This is a genomic window from Kribbella yunnanensis (genome assembly GCF_039529655.1).
Classification (GTDB): domain Bacteria; phylum Actinomycetota; class Actinomycetes; order Propionibacteriales; family Kribbellaceae; genus Kribbella; species Kribbella yunnanensis.
The window spans coordinates 81,584-98,752 of record NZ_BAAANF010000022.1 but is presented as its reverse complement, the minus strand read 5'-3'; the positions used below and the strand labels follow the sequence as shown (position 1 = coordinate 98,752).

General features: G+C 67.4%; 16 protein-coding genes. 9 read left to right on the top strand and 7 right to left on the bottom strand.

The window, feature by feature from the left end; translation table 11 throughout:
• Nucleotides 1-21: 21 nt before the first annotated feature.
• Entirely contained in the window at nucleotides 22-438 is a 417-nt protein-coding gene (locus tag ABD231_RS32235; protein ID WP_344160473.1) for an acyl-CoA thioesterase, read from the top strand.
• Nucleotides 435-1,538, top strand: coding sequence for a zinc-dependent alcohol dehydrogenase family protein (locus ABD231_RS32230; protein WP_344160470.1), 1,104 nt, complete (start codon nucleotides 435-437; stop codon nucleotides 1,536-1,538). Before ABD231_RS32235 ends, ABD231_RS32230 begins: the two co-directional genes overlap by 4 nt.
• Here the strand turns inward: ABD231_RS32230 and ABD231_RS32225 are convergent.
• Nucleotides 1,527-1,967: a YciI family protein gene (locus ABD231_RS32225; RefSeq protein ID WP_344160467.1), complete on the bottom strand. Its 441-nt coding sequence runs from the start codon at nucleotides 1,965-1,967 to the stop codon at nucleotides 1,527-1,529. The two genes, ABD231_RS32230 and ABD231_RS32225, sit on opposite strands and share 12 nt — an antisense overlap.
• 141 nt (nucleotides 1,968-2,108) lie before the next feature.
• On the opposite strand from ABD231_RS32225, the gene ABD231_RS32220 reads away from it, so the two are divergent.
• Together ABD231_RS32220 and ABD231_RS32215 are read left to right on the top strand one after the other, a co-directional pair.
• Entirely contained in the window at nucleotides 2,109-3,539 is a 1,431-nt protein-coding gene (locus tag ABD231_RS32220; protein ID WP_344160464.1) for a PPC domain-containing protein, read from the top strand.
• A gap of 92 nt (nucleotides 3,540-3,631) precedes the next feature.
• A complete protein-coding gene (locus ABD231_RS32215) occupies nucleotides 3,632-5,005 on the top strand; it encodes a pre-peptidase C-terminal domain-containing protein (RefSeq protein ID WP_344160461.1) in 1,374 nt (457 codons plus the stop codon).
• Nucleotides 5,006-5,054: 49 nt separating this feature from the next.
• Here the strand turns inward: ABD231_RS32215 and ABD231_RS32210 are convergent, their stop codons facing one another.
• The gene (locus tag ABD231_RS32210; RefSeq protein ID WP_344160458.1) at nucleotides 5,055-6,236 is read right to left on the bottom strand and encodes a M20 metallopeptidase family protein; all 1,182 of its coding nucleotides are present in this window, start codon (nucleotides 6,234-6,236) and stop codon (nucleotides 5,055-5,057) included.
• 1,094 nt (nucleotides 6,237-7,330) lie between these two features.
• Here ABD231_RS32210 and ABD231_RS32205 point away from each other — a divergent pair.
• Nucleotides 7,331-7,822, top strand: coding sequence for a hypothetical protein (locus ABD231_RS32205; protein ID WP_344160455.1), 492 nt, complete (start codon nucleotides 7,331-7,333; stop codon nucleotides 7,820-7,822).
• On the opposite strand, the gene ABD231_RS32200 is transcribed toward ABD231_RS32205, so the two are convergent.
• From ABD231_RS32200 to ABD231_RS32180, 5 genes are all read right to left on the bottom strand, one after another.
• Nucleotides 7,809-8,774 (bottom strand): hypothetical protein, encoded by a 966-nt coding sequence (locus tag ABD231_RS32200; RefSeq protein WP_344160452.1) that lies wholly within the window; start codon nucleotides 8,772-8,774, stop codon nucleotides 7,809-7,811. The two genes, ABD231_RS32205 and ABD231_RS32200, sit on opposite strands and share 14 nt — an antisense overlap.
• The gene (locus tag ABD231_RS32195) at nucleotides 8,771-8,986 is read right to left on the bottom strand and encodes a hypothetical protein (protein ID WP_344160449.1); all 216 of its coding nucleotides are present in this window, start codon (nucleotides 8,984-8,986) and stop codon (nucleotides 8,771-8,773) included. The genes ABD231_RS32200 and ABD231_RS32195 overlap by 4 nt, the downstream gene beginning before the upstream one ends.
• 85 nt (nucleotides 8,987-9,071) lie before the next feature.
• Nucleotides 9,072-9,902 carry a DUF72 domain-containing protein gene (locus tag ABD231_RS32190; RefSeq protein WP_344160446.1) on the bottom strand — a complete coding sequence of 277 codons (831 nt, stop codon included), beginning with the start codon at nucleotides 9,900-9,902 and terminating at the stop codon, nucleotides 9,072-9,074.
• Between the two features lie 10 nt (nucleotides 9,903-9,912).
• Complete coding sequence (locus ABD231_RS32185; protein WP_344160443.1) at nucleotides 9,913-10,992, bottom strand: inositol-3-phosphate synthase; 1,080 nt, start codon at nucleotides 10,990-10,992, stop codon at nucleotides 9,913-9,915.
• Nucleotides 10,989-11,573: a PadR family transcriptional regulator gene (locus ABD231_RS32180; RefSeq protein ID WP_344160440.1), complete on the bottom strand. Its 585-nt coding sequence runs from the start codon at nucleotides 11,571-11,573 to the stop codon at nucleotides 10,989-10,991. The genes ABD231_RS32185 and ABD231_RS32180 overlap by 4 nt, the downstream gene beginning before the upstream one ends.
• Nucleotides 11,574-11,789: 216 nt before the next feature.
• Here ABD231_RS32180 and ABD231_RS32175 point away from each other — a divergent pair, with 216 nt between their 5' ends.
• The 4 genes from ABD231_RS32175 to ABD231_RS32160 all read left to right on the top strand — a co-directional run bounded on the left by ABD231_RS32175 (nucleotide 11,790) and on the right by ABD231_RS32160 (nucleotide 17,166).
• Entirely contained in the window at nucleotides 11,790-13,277 is a 1,488-nt protein-coding gene (locus ABD231_RS32175; RefSeq protein ID WP_344160437.1) for a short-chain fatty acid transporter, read from the top strand.
• 111 nt (nucleotides 13,278-13,388) lie between these two features.
• Entirely contained in the window at nucleotides 13,389-15,608 is a 2,220-nt protein-coding gene (locus ABD231_RS32170; protein WP_344160434.1) for a transglycosylase domain-containing protein, read from the top strand.
• A 112-nt stretch (nucleotides 15,609-15,720) separates the two neighbouring features.
• Nucleotides 15,721-16,818 (top strand): mannosyltransferase family protein, encoded by a 1,098-nt coding sequence (locus ABD231_RS32165; protein ID WP_344160431.1) that lies wholly within the window; start codon nucleotides 15,721-15,723, stop codon nucleotides 16,816-16,818.
• A 48-nt stretch (nucleotides 16,819-16,866) separates the two neighbouring features.
• The gene (locus ABD231_RS32160) at nucleotides 16,867-17,166 is read left to right on the top strand and encodes a hypothetical protein (RefSeq protein WP_344160428.1); all 300 of its coding nucleotides are present in this window, start codon (nucleotides 16,867-16,869) and stop codon (nucleotides 17,164-17,166) included.
• Nucleotides 17,167-17,169: the final 3 nt, after the last annotated feature.

The following is a 17,169-nucleotide window of genomic DNA, read 5'->3' as shown; positions in this document are numbered from 1 at the left end:
CACTCACCTTATGGTGGCGGCATGGACCGGTCTGGGTTTCCGCACTTTCTGCCGATCACGCTGCGGTGGAAGGACAACGACGTCTATGGGCATGTGAACAACGTCGAGTACTACAGCTTCTTCGACACCGTGATCAACGACTTCCTGATCCGCGAGGGCGGGCTGGACATCCACGGTGGTGCGGTGATCGGGCTGTGTGTGGACTCGCAGTGCACGTTCAAGGCGTCGCTGGAGTTTCCGGGTGTGGTCGACGCGGGGTTGCGGGTCAGTCAGCTCGGGAACTCGAGTGTGCGTTACGACATCGGGCTGTTCCGAGAAGGTACTGAGGAGCCGGCTGCGACCGGGCGGTTCGTGCATGTGTTCGTGGACCGGGAGGAGCGGCGGCCGGTGCCGATTCCGGATCGCATTCGTGAGGCGTTGGAGGGGATCACCGGATGATCGTGCGCGGCGCCGTACTGCGGGAGATGGGACTACCCAAGCCGTACGGCGAGTCGCGGCCGCTGCGGATCGAAGAGGTCGAGCTGGCACCACCTGGGCCGGGAGAGCTGCTGGTGCGGATCCGCGCCGCCGGGCTGTGTCATTCGGACCTGTCCGTGATTGACGGCTCGCGGCCGCGGGTGATGCCGATGCTGCTCGGCCACGAGGCCACGGGTGAGGTGGTCCAGTCGGAGGCTCCTGGCTTCACAGTGGGTGACGCTGTTGCTTTTGCGTTCGTCCCCGCGTGTGGCGAGTGCGGTCCGTGTGCTGAGGGCCGTGCTGCGCTGTGCGAGCCCGGTGCAGCTGCGAACACGGCCGGCACGCTGCTGTCCGGCGTACGGCGCCTGGACGGAGTGCACCACCACCTGGGCGTCTCCGGCTTCGCAGACCACGCAGTGGTGTCCGCACGGTCCGCAGTGAAGATCGACCCAGCACTCCCACCCGAGATCGCTGCTCTGTTCGGCTGCGCGGTCATGACCGGCGTAGGTGCAGTCGTGAACACCGCACAGGTCCGGGCCGGCCGCAGCGCCGCCGTCTTCGGACTGGGCGGTGTGGGCCTGTCCGCCCTCCTGGGAGCGGTGCTGGTTGGAGCACACCCGATCGTCGCCGTGGACGTCGTACCGGAGAAGCTCGAGTTGGCCCGCTCTCTCGGTGCCACACACACTGTCCCGGCTGGCTCTGACGCAGTGGAAGCGATCCGTGAGGCCACTGCCGGTGGAGCGGACTACGCCTTCGAGACGGTCGGCAGCGGCAACGTGCTCGAGCAGGCGTACGCCGCCACCCGCCGCGGCGGGACCACCGTCACCGTCGGTCTACCGCACCCGTCGCAGTCGTTCAGCGTGCCCGCCGTCAGCCTGGTCGCCGAGGAACGCACGGTGAAGGGCTCCTACCTCGGCTCAGCGATCCCGAGCCGCGACATCCCGCGGTACATCGCGCTCTACCAAGCCGGCCGCCTCCCGGTGGACCGCTTGCTCACCGCAACCGTCGGCCTCGACAACCTCAACGCAGCCTTCGACACCCTGGCCGCCGGTACGGCGATCCGCCAGGTGCTACTGCTGTAGCCGCCGCTCGTCCAGTACGGCGAACGTGTTCGCCTCGCGCGCTCGCGCTTCCGGCGTGAAGTTGTCGCCGAAGTCGTCGGCCGTCGCGACCCGCCGGAGCTCGATCCCGGACGTGTTTCCGTGATCGGCCGCGAAGCAGCGCTTCGCCCACATCAGCGCCTCCTCGCGGGACTCGACCTCGATCAGGCAGAATCCGGCGATCAGCTCCTTGGTCTCGGCGAACGGGCCGTCGACCACCCGTGGCGTGCCGCCGCCGGCACCCAGCAGCCGGAAGCCCTCCGAGCTCGGCAGCAACCCTTCACCCGCGAGAAGCACGCCTTTCTCGGCCATCTCCGCCATCACCTGGGTCATCTCGTTCAGGCTCTGCTCGCTCGGCTGCTCCCACGCTTCGGAGCCGGCGCTGGCCCGCATCATCATCACGTATCGCATGCCCACATCAAACGTTAAATCCGCCGAAAAACGTATACAGCGGGGCAACCCATCGGGCAGGCTACGCACAGTGTGATCTCGCGTACCGCTCGTGAGGCATTGTCAAGTGAGACACGCGGAGTCCCTGAGGAGGACCCCTCTATGCACACCCGCCCCCGCCGCATCGGTGCCATGGTCGGCGCCGGTGCCGTAGCGTTCGGCGCACTGGCCGTTGTCGCCGGAAACTCGGCCGACGCCCAGCAGCAGCCGGCCCCCACCCCGATCGATCAGTTGCTCGGCCAAGAGCTGCAGGGCAAGGCCGCGCTCGGCCGCGTCCAGACCCGGCTCACAGAGCTTGCCGACCGCAACGGAATCGCCGCTGCGAAGCTGCAGCAGATCCTGGCCACCGACAAGACCAGCTGGCTCGACCGTGACGGCAAGCTGTTCTTCCGTGAGCCGACCACCGGCGCGAAGGCAGCGCCCACCGCCTCGCCCCGCTGGGCGACCAAGGCCGTCACCGCGGCGACCGGTCCGGCGTTCGAGCTGCACAGCAAGCCCGGTTCGAACCGCGTGATCTACCTGGACTTCGACGGTCACACGATCTCGGGGACCGCGTGGAACACCGGCGGCAAGCCCGCCACGGTCAACGTCACGCCGTACGACACCAACGGCAACACGGGCACCTGGAGCACGGCCGAACAGGACGTCGTACGGGATGTCTGGGCCCGGGTCGCCGAGGACTACGCGCCGTTCGACGTGGACGTCACCACGCAGGCACCGGCCGAGTCCGCGATCACTCGCTCCGGCTCGTCCGACCAGCAGTACGGCACGCGCGTGGTCATCGACCCGACCTCCTGGTACCAGTCCGGCTGTGGCTGCGGTGGTGTCGCGTACGTCGGTGTGTACGACAACACCAGCCAGCACTCGTACTACCAGCCCGCCCTGGTCTTCACCAAGGGTGTCGGCACCGGTGCGAAGAACATCGCCGAGGCCGCGGCGCACGAGGCCGGGCACAACGTCGGCCTGAGCCACGACGGTACGTCGTCCGTCGGGTACTACCAGGGTCATGGCGCCTGGGCCCCGATCATGGGTGTCGGCTACTCCAAGGCGATCAGCCAGTGGAGCAAGGGCGAGTACTCGGGTGCGAACAACAAGGAAGACGACTTCGCTGTCGTCGGCCAGAACGGCCTTGCGCTGCGCGCCGACGACCACGGCAACGCGACGAGCAGCGCCACCGCACTGACGCTTGGCACCGCAGTCTCCGGCGTCTACGCCAGTGACTCCGATGTCGACGTGTTCCGGATCGACCTGGCCGCCGGGACCTTCAAGTTCGCGGCCACCTCCGGCGGAGACCTGGACATCAAGCTCCAGCTGCTCGACTCGGCCGGCAACGTCGTGGTCACCAACGACCCGGCCGCCGGACAGTCGAACTCGGCGACCCCGACCGGTCTGAGCGCCAGCATCACCCGTCAGGTCGCAGCGGGCCGCTACTACGTGCGGGTCGACAACGTTGGCTACGCCAACCCGCTGAACACCGGCTACTCCACGTACGGGAGCCGTGGCGCGTACACGGTGCGTGTGACTGCCGGCTAGCAGTACCAGAGCTGCCCGGGGCCGTCGTTCCCACCGAGATCGACGGCCCTGGGTTCTGGGGGGAACAACCGCCCAACCCCTGGAGGACCTCGATGAGGAAGCAACTCCGTCGTACCGGTGCGCTCGCGTGCACCGGCGCTGTTGTGTTCGGAGGCCTGGCAATCGGTGCCGGCGCCCAAGCCGATGCACAGGAGCCCACCCCGCTCGCCGAAATAGCAGCGACGAACGGGATGCTCACTGAGCAACTGCAGCGCATTCTGGCGACCGACAAGACCGCCGTACTGGATGCCGCCAACCGGCTGTTCTACCGCGAGCCGCAGCTCACCACGGCACAGAAGTCCGAAGAGGCCTCACCGCGCTGGGCCACCGAGTCCGTCGAGGCGGCCACCGGTCCGGCGTTCGAACTGCACAGCAAGCCTGGCTCGAACCGCGTGATCTACCTGGACTTCGACGGCCACACCATCACCGGTACGGCGTGGAACGCGTCGAAGGGCGTCGACCCGGTCAACGTCTCGGCGTACGACACCGACGGCGATCCGGCGAACTACAGCACGGCCGAGCAGGACGTCGTACGCGATGTATGGGCGCGGGTTGCGGAGGACTACGCCAGCTTCGACGTCGACGTCACCACGCAGGCACCGCCGCAGTCGGCGATCGACCGGTCCGGTGCGTCCGATGCGCAGTACGGGACGCGGGTGCTGATCGACCCGGACACCTGGTACCAGTCCGGCTGTGGTTGCGGCGGCGTCGCATACGTCGGCGTCTACGACAACAGCAGCCAGCACGACTACTACCAGCCGGCGCTGGTGTTCACGAAGGGCGTCGGCACCGGGGCGAAGAACCTCGCCGAGGCCGCGTCGCACGAGGCCGGTCACAACGTCGGCCTGGGCCACGACGGCACCTCGTCCGTCGGCTACTACCAGGGCCACGGCGCCTGGGCGCCGATCATGGGTGTCGGGTACTACCGCGGGATCAGCCAGTGGAGCAAGGGCGAGTACACCGACGCCAACAACAAGGAAGACGACTTCGCCGTCGTCGGTACCCACGGTCTGGCCGCACGCGCGGACGAGGCCGGTGACACCACGGCCGCCGCTGCTGCACTGACAGTCGGTACGCCGGTCACCGGGTACATCGCCGCCGAGACCGACACTGACGTCTACAAGGTCACGGTCGGTGCCGCAGGCAACTACACGGCGACCGCGAACGCCGCGGCCTCCGGTGGGAACCTGGACATCAACCTCGACCTGCTGAACAGTGCCGGCACCGTCGTAGCTTCGGCCGACCCGGCCTCGGGCCAGACCGACGCCGCAACCCCGACCGGCCTGAGCGCCGGCGTCACCGCGAACCTCGCGGCCGGTACGTACTACCTGCGCGTCGACAACGTCGGCTACGGCGACCCGCTGAGCACGGGCTACTCGACGTACGGGAGCCGCGGCGCCTACACCGTCAACCTCGCCACGTCCTGACCCTCTGAACCCCTGCGGCTGGCGACATCTGGCGTCTGCCAGCCGCAGGTCAGGTCAGGTGTGAAACCGCCAACTGAGCCAGCGCGGCGGCCTGCATCGGAAGTACGTCGTCATCGAAGCGCACGATGCTCGAGTGATTGGACGGCGCCTCGTCAGCCGGTACGTCGTCCGGGCGCGCACCCAGCATGATGAATGTGCCCGGCACCTCCTGCAGCACCATCGAGAAGTCCTCGGCCCCCATCTGCGAATTGGGCGCCACCTGCACCTGCTCCGGACCGAAGAGCGTCCTGAGTTCGCTGATCGCGTGCTGAGTCCGGTCCGCGTCGTTGATCGTCACCGGGTACTGCAGGTTCAGCGCCGCGTCCACCGTGCACCCATGCGCCCTGGCAATCGACTCCGCCAGCGCCGGCAGCTCACGGCTCAGCTGCTCGAAGGTCTCGTTCGAGAGCGTCCGAACCGTCGCCCCGAGCTTGGCCGAGTTCGGAATGACGTTGATCGCCACCCCTGCCGACAACTGGGTCACCGTGATGACCACCGGGTCGAACACACTCACCCGCCGAGTCACATACGTCTGCAACGCCGACACCAACTCAGCCACCACCGGCACCGGATCCGCCGTCGTATGCGGCGTTGACCCATGCCCACCACGCCCATGCACAGTCACATGCAGCTGATTGGACCCAGCCATCATCGTCCCCGGCCGAGTCTCGAACAGCCCCTTGGCCGCCAACCCCCACACATGCACGGCGTACGCGGCAATCGGCGTTTCCCCGCTCGCCTGCAGCAACCCCTCCCGCAGCATGTACCCCGCACCACCCAGCCCTTCCTCACCCGGCTGGAACATGAACACGACGTTCCCACTGAGCTCCTCGCGATGCGCACTCAACAACTGCGCAGCACCCACCAACCCAGCCGTGTGCAGATCATGACCACAGGCATGCATGTTCCCGTTCTCCGACGCGAACTCCAGCCCGGTCTCCTCCGCCACCGGCAACGCATCCATATCCCCCCGCAACAAAACCGTCGGCCCCGGCCGCCCACCCCGCAGCACGCCGACCACCGATGTCACGTCGCGCCCCGTAGAAACCTCCAACGGCAACCCGGCCACCGCATCCAGCACCCGAGCCTGAGTCCGCGGCAACATCAACCCCACCTCAGGATCCCGATGCAACTCCCGCCGCAACGCGACCATCCCCGCCGCCAGCCCGCCACTCTCCCGCACCAGATCCATCGCCAAGCACCTTCCGTTCGCATCGCCGGAGTTCGCCACCGTACCCGCCCGGCCGACCGACTGGCGCCGTCGAGTTGCACGACACAGTGCGGTGGAACTGAGCGCCGTCATCCGGTCCCAGGCCCTCGGCCTCGACACCTTCGCGGACGCCTGCTGCCAGCATCTGCCAGCAACACTCCGACAACCGCAAGCCACCGAGTCCCGCGCCGCTCACTGATCCTCCCAAGGACAGGACGTATGCCCCGGTGGACTGCCGATTCCGTCGGCGCTGAGCGTGGCGCGGGCGGTCGGTAGCCGTATACGTCCTGTCCGTCGGCATATCCAGAGCCCGATGCAGCCGGTTTTCGGAAGGGCTGGGGAGTCCAACCGGGCGATTCCGGTTCGTGGCACAGCCCCAGCCGGTAGAGCGACTCGGCCGGTCGCGTTCGCTGTGGCTGATGACGGCTGCGGCCGACTAAAGGAAGTGTGGCTGGGCAGTCCGGTGGCTGAGGGGGATGGCGAGGCGGGAGACCGGGCTCTTCGTTGCCTGGGGCTAACGGGCTTTGGTTGCCGTCCAAGAAAGAGCCGCCTTCAATCCCACCGCACGCTCATGTGGCGGCTGCCGAGTCGGAGGTCTGAGGTGCTCGCCGCTGCGGTCGGTGGACAGATGAGGCGTCGCTGACGGGTGGCGCGAGTGAGGGGGACGGCGCTGGGCGGGCTGAGGCGGAAGGCGAGGATGGTTACCCAGGTGCGGTTCCAGAGGCTTGGGGAACATAGTGTGCTCCAGGCGCAAGATATGTTCCCCAAGCTGCATCCACCCTCGGAACCCGAGCCTCAACCCCCACCGACGGGACAGTTCGCAGACCGCGTCAGTCGGCCACCGCAACCGGAGCCCGTCAGCCCAAGACGGCGATCACCCGGGCACCGAGCTCGCCATCCCCCTCAGCCCCGAGCGGCGGCCCGCCACCCCTCCTCTGTAAAGCCGGCCGCAGCGGCGAGTACCCGGCAGTTCGGGGTCGGCCGCATGCGAGCGAGCCTGAGGCGGGGGTGCGACGTACGGGCTTGGGGGTCGGGTCGGGGGTGCGGGGTTGGTTGTTGGCGCGGAGGATGGTGGGGTGCCGGATCTGTTGTGGGATGACGTGCGGAACTTCTTCGACGCTGAGCTGATGGGGGCGCTGCCGGAACTTTGGGTGCCGGGGACTTCGGTTGAGGACTGGCAGGTGGTGTTCGACTTGGTGCGGTCGAGCGGGTGGGCGTGGGAGTTCATGGAGGGCGGCGTTGTCGGCGCTCTGCCTACGGCCGCAGAAGTGCTGACGCGTTCCGCCGGTGCCGAGTTGGCCACGCTGCGGGTCCAACCTGTGCCGAATGTGCTGGCAGTCTTCTATCCGATGCCGGCGGAGGATGTCTGCTTCGATGTCGACCTTGGGGAACTGCAGGGGCAGCGGGGTGTGGATGTCTTGTGTGACTTCCTTTGCGTGATTGGCCGTGGGCTGTTCAAACCGGTGTACATGGCCGCGGAAGGTGATGGGGGCCAGCCTGTGCTGGGTTATGAGCCTGCGGATGATCGGGTGATGTTGCTGGCTGGGCCGCGGTTCAGTCGGCCGTGAGTGGTCGGAGCTGCCGGGGCGACGGGCGACGTAGGTGGTGGCGCGGGGCGCGCTGGGGTTGCTCTGCGGGGCTTGAGGCGGTGGGTGGGGCTAGGCCGGCGAAGGCTGTGTGGGTGGGGCGGTGGCGGTGGGTGTAGAGGGATTCGGCTCGGGTGATTTCGGTGTGGAGGTGGGAGAGGAGGGATTGGGTGGTGGCTTTGGCTCGAGCTTTGGCTTGGGGGTGGGGCAGGAGTTGGTGGGCGTCCAGGGAGGTGAGGCCGGTGCGGAGGATGGATTCGAGGTGGTCTCGGGTTCTGGGGCCGGAGGGTTCCAGGTCGGGGAGGCGGGTGGAGTTGTAGTAGAGGGTGGTGAGGAGGTCCAGCTGGTGCTCGGCGGTTTGGTTGTTGAGGGCGGTGAGGACTGTGCCGGGGGTTAGGTCGGCTCGGGAATCGAGGTCGGCGGTGAGCATTTGGACGGCGGTGACGTAGGGGGCGTAGTGGCCGTTGGTGTGGAAGGTGTCGATGCCGGGGGCGACCTTTTCGATGCCTAGGTGGTGGAGGTAGGTGTCGAGGTTGGCGTGGGTCCAGGCTTCGGCTACGCCTTCTTCCAGTTGGCGGCTGCCGGGGCGGACGAAGGCGGCTCGGGCTGCTTCTTGGGCGGCGCCGTTGGGGCCGAGGAAGTGGGAGTGCTCGTGGAGGATCGTGGCCAGGGCTTCGCGGTAGCGGGCGAGGTTTGCGATGGGGTGCTTCTGGCCGGCTAGTGCGTACATCTCGCGGAGTGGGTCGAGGATGTATTCGCGGTCCAGGTGGAGGGTGCCGTCCCAGTGGGCTAGGCCGAGGATGTCGTCGGTCGATTCGACGACTCGGCCGTTCCAGGCGCTGTGTTGGGCACCGGATAGTTCGCGTGCTGCTTGGCCGCTGCGGAGGAGGAGCTCCTCCAGGGAGGCGGGTGGGGCGAGGATCGCCGTGCTCATGGGCGGTACGCCGTGGCGAGGCGGATGAGGGAGTCGGCGGAGCGGCGGAGGCTGGCGCGCTCGGCCGGGTTGTCGGTGCCGGCAGCCATTCGGTGGAGCTCGGCAACCAGCAACTCCGCACGAGCCCGGTGCTCGGCGCGAGTGCTCCGCGATGTGCGCGTGCGCAGGGGTGCAGGGCTTGAGGGTGCGGTGGGGGTGTCGATGTGCTCCATGGGTTCTCCTCCGAGGTCGGATCTCGACGGAGAACATACGGAGATTCACCCTGCTGCCAGCAGCAAACTTCTACCTGTGGATAACTCAGAACAGGGTTGGTGGTTCGACGGAGATCGGTTCGGGGAGTGGTTCCAGGGTCGGGAGTTGGGCTCGGAGCGTGCTGTGGAAGAGGCGGGCCAGGTTGAGGGCCTCGGCGTTGTCGGGGGTATGGAGGAAGATCGTCGGCGAGCGGCCTTCCGCGAGCCAGCTCAGCGCGAGCTCGACCAGGTAGGTCCAGCCTTCTACGGTTTCGTCGACGGAGTCGCGGCCGATGTAGCGGACGATGGGATGGGCGGTCAACGCCACAGCTCGGCGGGCGACGCGGGGTTTCTTCATCCAGGCGTCGCGTTCGGCGAGGCTGGTGGGGCGGCGGCCGAAGAGGGTGCCGGTGTCGAACGGGACCCATTCGGTGCCGGTGCGGGCCAGCACCTGCTCCAACGCGTCAGCCACGCGGGCATCGTCGAAGAACGCTGGGTGGCGGACCTCCACGGCGTACCGGTGTTCTCGGGGTGCGCCTCGCAGGAAGGCGGCCAGCATGCCGAGGTCGGAGGGGGCGAAGGAGGCCGGTAGCTGGATCCAAAGAGCGTGGTTCCGGGAGCCGAGTGGCTCGACCGCCGCGGCGAAGGCATGGAAGTCGGCGGCGATGTTGCTGAGGCGGCGTTCGTGCGTGATGACCTGGGGCAGCTTCACGACGAAGCGGAAGTCAGGCGGCGTCTGCGCGGCCCAGTTCTCGACCGAGGAGCGGGAGGGGATCCCGTAGAAGGTCGTGTTGCTCTCCACCGCGTTCACCCACGACGCGTACGACGCGAGCTTCGAGCGCGACGGTTGCGGCCACGCGGGATGTGTCCACTGAGCACATCCCACGTGGAGCCGCATACCTCAAAACCTAGCGCTCGACCTCACCGCGGATGAACTTCTCGACGAGCTCGCGGCAGACGTCGTCGGCGTACTGCTCCGGCGGCGACTTCATGAAGTACGACGACGCGGACAGGATCGGGCCACCGATGCCGCGGTCCTTGGCGATCTTCACCGCGCGGATGGCGTCGATGATGATGCCGGCCGAGTTCGGCGAGTCCCAGACCTCGAGCTTGTACTCCAGCGACAGTGGGACGTCACCGAAGTTGCGGCCCTCGAGCCGGATGAAGGCCCACTTGCGGTCGTCCAGCCAGGCCACGTAGTCGGACGGGCCGATGTGCACGTTGCGCGGGTCGATGTCGTCGACCAGCTGCGAGGTGACGGACTGGGTCTTGCTGATCTTCTTGGACTCCAGCCGGTCGCGCTCCAGCATGTTCTTGAAGTCCATGTTGCCGCCGACGTTCAGCTGGTAGGTCCGGTCGACGGTGACGCCGCGGTCCTCGAACAGCTTGGCCAGCACGCGGTGCGTGATGGTGGCGCCGATCTGCGACTTGATGTCGTCGCCGACGATCGGCACGCCCGCCTCGGTGAACTTGTCGGCCCACTCCTTGGTGCCGGCGATGAAGACCGGGAGTGCGTTCACGAAGGCGACCTTCGCGTCGATCGCGCACTGGGCGTAGAACTTGGCCGCCTGCTCGGAGCCGACCGGCAGGTAGCAGACCAGTACGTCGACCTGGGCCTCGCGCAGTGCGGCGACGACGTCGACCGGGGCTGCGTCGGACTCGGTGATGGTCTCGCGGTAGTACTTGCCGAGACCGTCCAGGGTGTGACCGCGCTGCACGGTGACGCCGGACGGCGGCACGTCGCAGATCTTGATCGTGTTGTTCTCGCTGGCGCCGATGGCGTCGGCGAGGTCCAGGCCGACCTTCTTGCCGTCGACGTCGAACGCGGCGACGAACTCGACGTCGCGGACGTGGTAGTCGCCGAACTGGACGTGCATCAGACCGGGGACGCGCTCCTCAGGCTTCGCGTCACGGTAGTAGTGCACGCCCTGGACGAGCGAGCTGGCGCAGTTGCCGACGCCGACGATCGCTACCCGGATCGAGGTCATCTGGAATCTCCTTGGTCAGGCGGTGGGGGATGTTGGGAGGAGGGTTGCTGCCGCCGCTCGCCGTCGATCAGCTCGTTCAGCCAGCGGACCTCGCGCTCGGCCGACTCCAGGCCGTGCCGTTGCAGCTCGAGGGTGTAGGCGTCGACCCGTTCCGCGGTCCGGCTCATCGCGGCCCGGAAGTTCGCCAGCCGCTCCTCCATCCGGGCGCGCCGGCCCTCGAGGATGCGCAGCCGGGTGGCCGGATCGGTCCGGCCGAAGAACGAGAACCGGACGCCGAACGTGTCGTCCTCCCAGGCCGACGGACCCGCGTCGTGCATCGCGTGCGCGAAGTGGTCCTTGCCGTCGGCCGTGATCGTGTACACGATCTTCGGCCTGCGCCCCGCCTCCGGCGTACCGGGGTCGGCGGTGATCAGGCCGTTGCGGAGCATCGCCTTCAGACACGGGTAGAGCGATCCGAACGACAGCACGCGTCCCCAGCCGAACTGGGCGTTGACGCGCTTGCGGAGCTCGTAGCCGTGCATCGGCGCTTCGTGCAGCAGACCGAGTACGGCGAGCTCCAGGACCCCACTGCGGTTTCCCATGACCCCCACCTCCTCGGTCCAGTTTGTCAGAACCTGATGTATCGGTTCGATACATCGTGTCGCCACTGTAAGCAGAGCTCCGAGCTGTGGACAACTCATGACAAAGGTCGTCTTTGTCACCTCGTACGGCGGCACGCGCCGGAAACCTGTTACGTCAGGCGGCCGGAGCCGTTTAATCGGATAACACCCTGCGTCGTGATCCAGGAGCGGAGAGTCGTGACCGACAGCCACGGAAAGCACGCCAAGCACGAACTCGAGGGCGAGGGTCCGCTGGCGCGGGTGGCCCTGCGGTTCACCGCGTTCACCGAGAAGTGGCTGCCGGACGCGTTCGGGTTCGTCCTGGTCGGCACCTTCGTGGTGCTGCTGTTCGGGCTCGTCACGGGTGAACCGCTGCTGAAGCGCCCGGACGATCCGGCCGCGACCAAGGGGTTCGGGCTGGTCGATGCCTGGGGCATCGGGTTCTGGAGCCTGATCACGTTCACCCTGCAGATGGCGATGATCATCATCGGCGGGTACGCCGTCGCGACCAGCGGACCGGTCGCCCGGTTGATCACCCGGTTGGCGCGGATCCCGAAGAGCCCGCGATCCGCGGTGGCGTTCGTGGCCGCGGTCGCGATGCTCGCGTCGTACCTGAACTGGGCCTTCAGCCTGATCTTCGCCGCGATCCTGGCGCGCGAGGTGGCCCGCAACGTGCCCAAGGCCGACTACCGCGCGCTGGGGGCGATGGCATTCCTGGGGCTGGGGACGGTCTGGGCGCAGGGCCTCTCCGGATCGGCAGCGCTGCAGGTAGCGAGCGCGAGCAGTAGTCCCGCACCGGTCCAGGAGGTCATCAAGGCCGGCGGTCGCGCCAGCGGGCTCATTCCACTCAGCGAAACGATCTTCACCTGGCAGGCGCTGGTCGCAACACTCTTCGTGTACGTCGTCGGTGTCGCGATGGCCTGGTTCATCGCGCCGGGCGAGGGGAGCTCGCGGACCGCGGCCGACCACGGCATCGAGCTCAAACCGCTCATCGGCCGAGGATCGGCGTACAACGGACAGAGAGAAGAGAACGCGAAGCGCAGGCCGGGGGATTGGCTCGAGCACTCGCCACTGTTCAGTCTGTTCATCGTCGCGCTCGGTGTGACGTATCTGGTCCGCTACTTCGACAACAAGAGTTTCTTCAGCGCACTCGACCTCAACACCGTCAACCTGATCCTGTTCCTGCTCGCGATGCTGCTGCACTGGCGCCCGTGGCGGATGGCGCGCGCGGTGCGCGACGGCGCGCCCGCCGCGGCCGGCGTACTGCTCCAGTTCCCCTTGTACGGCGGCATCTTCGGCATGATCGCGTATACCGGCATCTCCGCCCGGCTGGCCGGTTGGTTGGTGCAGGCAAGTAGTCAGTTCCTGCTCGCGCCGTTGGTGGCGATCTATTCGTGCATCCTCGGCATCTTCGTGCCCAGCGGTGGCAGCAAGTGGGTGATCGAGGCGCCGTACGTGCTGCAGGCGGCGAACGAGCTCAACGTCGATGCCGGCTGGATGGTGATCGTGTACGACCTCGGCGAGGCGAGCGCCAACCTGTTGCAGCCGTTCTGGATGTTGCCGACGCTCGCGATCCTGGGGCTGAAGGCCCGCGACATCATGGGCTACACGTTCACCATGTTCCTGGCGTGCTTCCCGGCAGCGCTACTCGCTGTCACGTTCCTGGCGCCGCACGTCACCGGATGATTCGCCCCCGAACCCCGGAGTTGGTACCCTCCGGAGCGGATTCGGGCCCGTTACCACACCCGCCGTAGTCTGTGGGGCAATGACTTCCGCGAGATCGTCGAGGATTGCACTGTGAGTGAAGCTCGTAGAAAAGCCGCTCCGCCGCGCCGGGCCAAGAGACACTGGGCGCTCCGGGTGCTCGGCTGGCTGGCTGCCTTCGGGTTCCTCGGGATCATCGTCGGCACCGCCGCGTTCTTCATCATCTACCAGAAGACCGAGATCCCGGACGTCAACAAGGCCTTCGAGGCGAACACCACCACGGTCGCGTGGAGTGACGGCGTGACGATGGGCCGGTTCTACGAACAGAACCGGACGACAGTCCCGCTGAAGCAGATCCCGAAGCGGGTCCAGGACGCGATCCTGGCCGCCGAGGACCGGACCTTCTGGACCAACCCCGGCATCTCGCCGACCGGCATGCTGCGGGCGGCGTACAACATCGCCAAGGGTGAGCAGTTGCAGGGTGGTTCGACGATCACCCAGCAGTACGTGAAGATCATGTACCTGAACCAGGACCGGACCGCGTCCCGGAAGTTCAAGGAACTGTTCATCGCGACCAAGCTGAGTCGCCAGCAGGACAAGAGCACGACGCTCGAGGGATACCTGAACACCATCTACTTCGGTGAGGGCGCGTACGGCGTCGCGGCGGCGGGGAACGCCTATTTCCGGGTGACCGACCCGAGCAAGCTGACCGTCCCGCAGGCAGCGTTCCTGGCCACGGTGCTGAACAACCCGACGCTGTTCGACGTCGACAAGAAGGCGAACCACCCGCGGATCCTCGCCCGGTACCAGTACGTCCTGGACGGTATGCGACTGAGCGGCACGATCACCCAGGCCGAGCAGGACAAGTACTCCAAGGCACTACCGAAGATCGACAAGCCGAAGAAGAACAACAAGTACCGGGGCCCGCAGGGCTTCCTGCTCGACATGGCCAAGAAGGAACTGCTCCGCCGCGGGTTCACCGAGAACCAGATCACCGGCGGCGGGTACAAGATCGTCACCACCTTCGATCCCACGCAGCAGGCCGACATGGTCAAGGCCGCCGAGACCCGGCTGCCGAAGAAGCGGGACAACCTGCATGTCGGGATGGCGGCGGTGAAGCCCGGGACCGGTCAGTTGATCGCGATGTACGGCGGTCCGGACTTCCTGAAGAGCCAGATCAACTGGGCAACGGCGAAGGCCAGACCGGGGTCGTCGTTCAAACCGTTCGCGGTGGCCGCGGCCCTGCAGGACGGGCGTTCACCCTGGGAGAAACTGCAGGGCGACAGCCCGATCGAGGTCCAGGGCCAGGAGTTCAACAACGAGTTCAACAACGACTACGGCGACGTGGACCTGCAGTACGCGACGCAGGAGTCGGTCAACACCGCCTTCTACGACCTGGTCGACAAGCAGATGGAAGACGGGCCGGAGAAGCTGGTGAACGCCGCCGAGGCGGCAGGTATCCCGAAGACCAAGGCGCTGGAGATCGGCCGGAAGAACCCGTCGACGGTGCTCGGTCCGGACCCGTACGCGTCGCCGGTCGACATGGCCAACGCCTACGCGACCTTCGCGGCCGAGGGCAAGGCCAAGGAACTGCACGTGATCAAGAGCATCACCGACAAGACCGGCAAGGTGGTCTGGTCGGACGAGAAGAACCTGAAGCAGACCCAGGCCTTCGACATCAACCTGGCCCGCCAGGTCAACAAGATCCTCGAGACCGTTGTCGAGGACGGCACCGGTGAGGGGGCCAAGGATCTCGACCGCCCGGTGGCCGGCAAGACCGGTACCGCCGGTGGTGTCGCGGTGGAGCATCGCGCGGCGGACAAGGCCTGTGACGGCTGCAAGGCCGGCACTGACACGTTGACCTCGTGGTGGACCGGCTACACGCCGCAGCTGTCGACCTCCGTGCTCTACCGGGCCGGCAAGACCGGTGAGGCCGACCTCGACCCGTACTCGAAGGACGAGGCGTTCTTCGGTGGCAACTGGCCGCTGAAGACCTGGCTGGCCTACATGAAGCCGGCCCTCGACGGCCAGGACGACCTGGATTTCGAGGAGCCCGAGAAGGGCTCGGTCGAGGAGAGCCCGAAGCCGCCGAAGCCGACGATCACCCCGACCATCACGCCGACGATCACCCCGAGCGGGCCGCCGACGAAGACGCCGACCGGGCCCACCAACACGCCGACCGGGCCGACGAACACCCCGAGCGGCCCGACGAAGCCGACGAAGCCGACCAAGACGCCGGGCTGGCCGACCATCACACCACCAGGCAGCGGTGACCCGGAGGACCCGGAGAAACCCGGCGGCGGTGGTCAGTAGTCCAGCCGCCCCGCCACCGGAGCCGTCCCCAGCCGCCGTCGAGGCGCGGCCGGGGCGGGCGCGGCGGGCACGGGTGGAGGGGGTCGGGCTGCGGCGGTGGTTGCCGACGGCGATGACGCGGGAGGTGCTCGGGTGGTGGCTTGTCACCCGGGTGGGGTTGTTCCTGCTGTCGATATCGGCGCCGCTGCTCTTCAACCGCGGGACGGACTACCCGGATGTCTGGCGCGCCTGGGTGCAGTGGGATGTCTGGCATCTGAAGGCGCTCGCGGAGTTCGGCTACAACAACGGTGAGCCGTCGCAGGCGCCGCTGGCCGCGTTCTTTCCCGGCTTCCCGCTCCTGGTCCATCTCGTGCACTTCACCGGCGTCGGGTACTTCGGCGCCGGCATCGTCGTCTCGGCCGTGGCCAGTGCGGTCGCCGGCGTCTACCTAGCGAGACTCGCGCAGTACGAGTTCCCGGAGCTCAAGGGACTCGGTCCGAATGCGGCAGTGGTCTGGTACGGCGCTCCGGTCGGAGTCTTCCTCGCGGCCGGGTACACCGAGGCGCTGTTCTGCGCCTTCGCCTTCCCCGCCTGGCTCGCCGCCCGGCAGGGGCGCTGGGCGCGAGCTGCGATCTTCGTCGCGCTGGCCGCGACCGTCCGGGTCTCGGGGATCTTCCTCGCCTGCGCGCTCGTGGTCGAGTTCATCACCTCGAAGAAGCGCGATTGGCCGTCGGCTCCTTGGCTGGCGCTGCCGGCCATTCCGGTGCTCGGCTTCATGGCCTATCTGAAGCAGATCCACGGCTCGTGGTTCGCCTGGCAGGAGGCGCAGGAGAAGGGCTGGGCGCGCGAGTTCACCTGGCCGTGGGAGTCGCTCGTCCACACCTGGGACGCAGCCTCGCGCGGCCACTTCGCCGGCGAACGCAGCGACTGGACCTGGATGTTCCGGGCCGAGCTGGTCACGCTGGTGATCGGTCTGCTGCTCCTCGCCTGGCTGCTCCGGCGCCGTTCCTGGGGTGAGGCAGCCTGGGTGGCCGCCACCGTCGGCGCCTTCTGTACGTCGTTCTGGATCTACTCGCTGACCCGGGCGACGCTGCTGTGGTGGCCGCTCTGGATCGGCCTCGCGGTTGTCGTGCACCGCCATCGTTGGCTCGGCCGGCTCTACCTCAGCGTGGCGATACCACTCGCCGCGATCTGGGCGGCCGGCTTCTTCACTGGCCGCTGGACCGGCTGAGTAGTTCTCCTCATGACTCGACTCCGATTGCGCGCCTAGCGTGATCGCATGGAGACGCAGACGCAGTCGATCGGCCGGGTGACGCTCCAAGCGGCGTACGTCGGTCTGGCCGTCGGCCTCCTTTACGCCGTTCTGTTCCAGCTCGGCGTGCCGTTGTGCCCGCCGAGTGCCGAGAACTGTGCGATCAACAGCCTCGGCCCGCTCTTCGCCGTCCAGCTCGGCGGGATCGCGATGGTCCTCGCCCTGCCGGTTCTCGCCGCCCGAGCCGGTCTCAAGTCGCCGGTCACCGTTTCCACCACGGTCGCGATCGCGCTGCTCAACCTGGGATGGTTCGCCCTGAACCGGTAAGAG

Excerpts from the sequence above, each read along its gene's own strand:
- ABD231_RS32160 (WP_344160428.1), top strand. The coding sequence starts at position 16,867 with ATGGAGACGCAGACGCAGTCGATCGGCCGGGTGACGCTCCAAGCGGCG.
- ABD231_RS32190 (WP_344160446.1), bottom strand. The coding sequence starts at position 9,902 with ATGCGGCTCCACGTGGGATGTGCTCAGTGGACACATCCCGCGTGGCCG.
- ABD231_RS32215 (WP_344160461.1), top strand. The coding sequence starts at position 3,632 with ATGAGGAAGCAACTCCGTCGTACCGGTGCGCTCGCGTGCACCGGCGCT.
- ABD231_RS32225 (WP_344160467.1), bottom strand. The coding sequence starts at position 1,967 with ATGCGATACGTGATGATGATGCGGGCCAGCGCCGGCTCCGAAGCGTGG.
- ABD231_RS32235 (WP_344160473.1), top strand. The coding sequence starts at position 22 with ATGGACCGGTCTGGGTTTCCGCACTTTCTGCCGATCACGCTGCGGTGG.
- ABD231_RS32210 (WP_344160458.1), bottom strand. The coding sequence starts at position 6,236 with ATGGATCTGGTGCGGGAGAGTGGCGGGCTGGCGGCGGGGATGGTCGCG.
- ABD231_RS32220 (WP_344160464.1), top strand. The coding sequence starts at position 2,109 with ATGCACACCCGCCCCCGCCGCATCGGTGCCATGGTCGGCGCCGGTGCC.
- ABD231_RS32185 (WP_344160443.1), bottom strand. The coding sequence starts at position 10,992 with ATGACCTCGATCCGGGTAGCGATCGTCGGCGTCGGCAACTGCGCCAGC.
- ABD231_RS32230 (WP_344160470.1), top strand. The coding sequence starts at position 435 with ATGATCGTGCGCGGCGCCGTACTGCGGGAGATGGGACTACCCAAGCCG.
- ABD231_RS32180 (WP_344160440.1), bottom strand. The coding sequence starts at position 11,573 with ATGGGAAACCGCAGTGGGGTCCTGGAGCTCGCCGTACTCGGTCTGCTG.
- ABD231_RS32200 (WP_344160452.1), bottom strand. The coding sequence starts at position 8,774 with ATGAGCACGGCGATCCTCGCCCCACCCGCCTCCCTGGAGGAGCTCCTC.
- ABD231_RS32195 (WP_344160449.1), bottom strand. The coding sequence starts at position 8,986 with ATGGAGCACATCGACACCCCCACCGCACCCTCAAGCCCTGCACCCCTG.
- ABD231_RS32165 (WP_344160431.1), top strand. The coding sequence starts at position 15,721 with ATGACGCGGGAGGTGCTCGGGTGGTGGCTTGTCACCCGGGTGGGGTTG.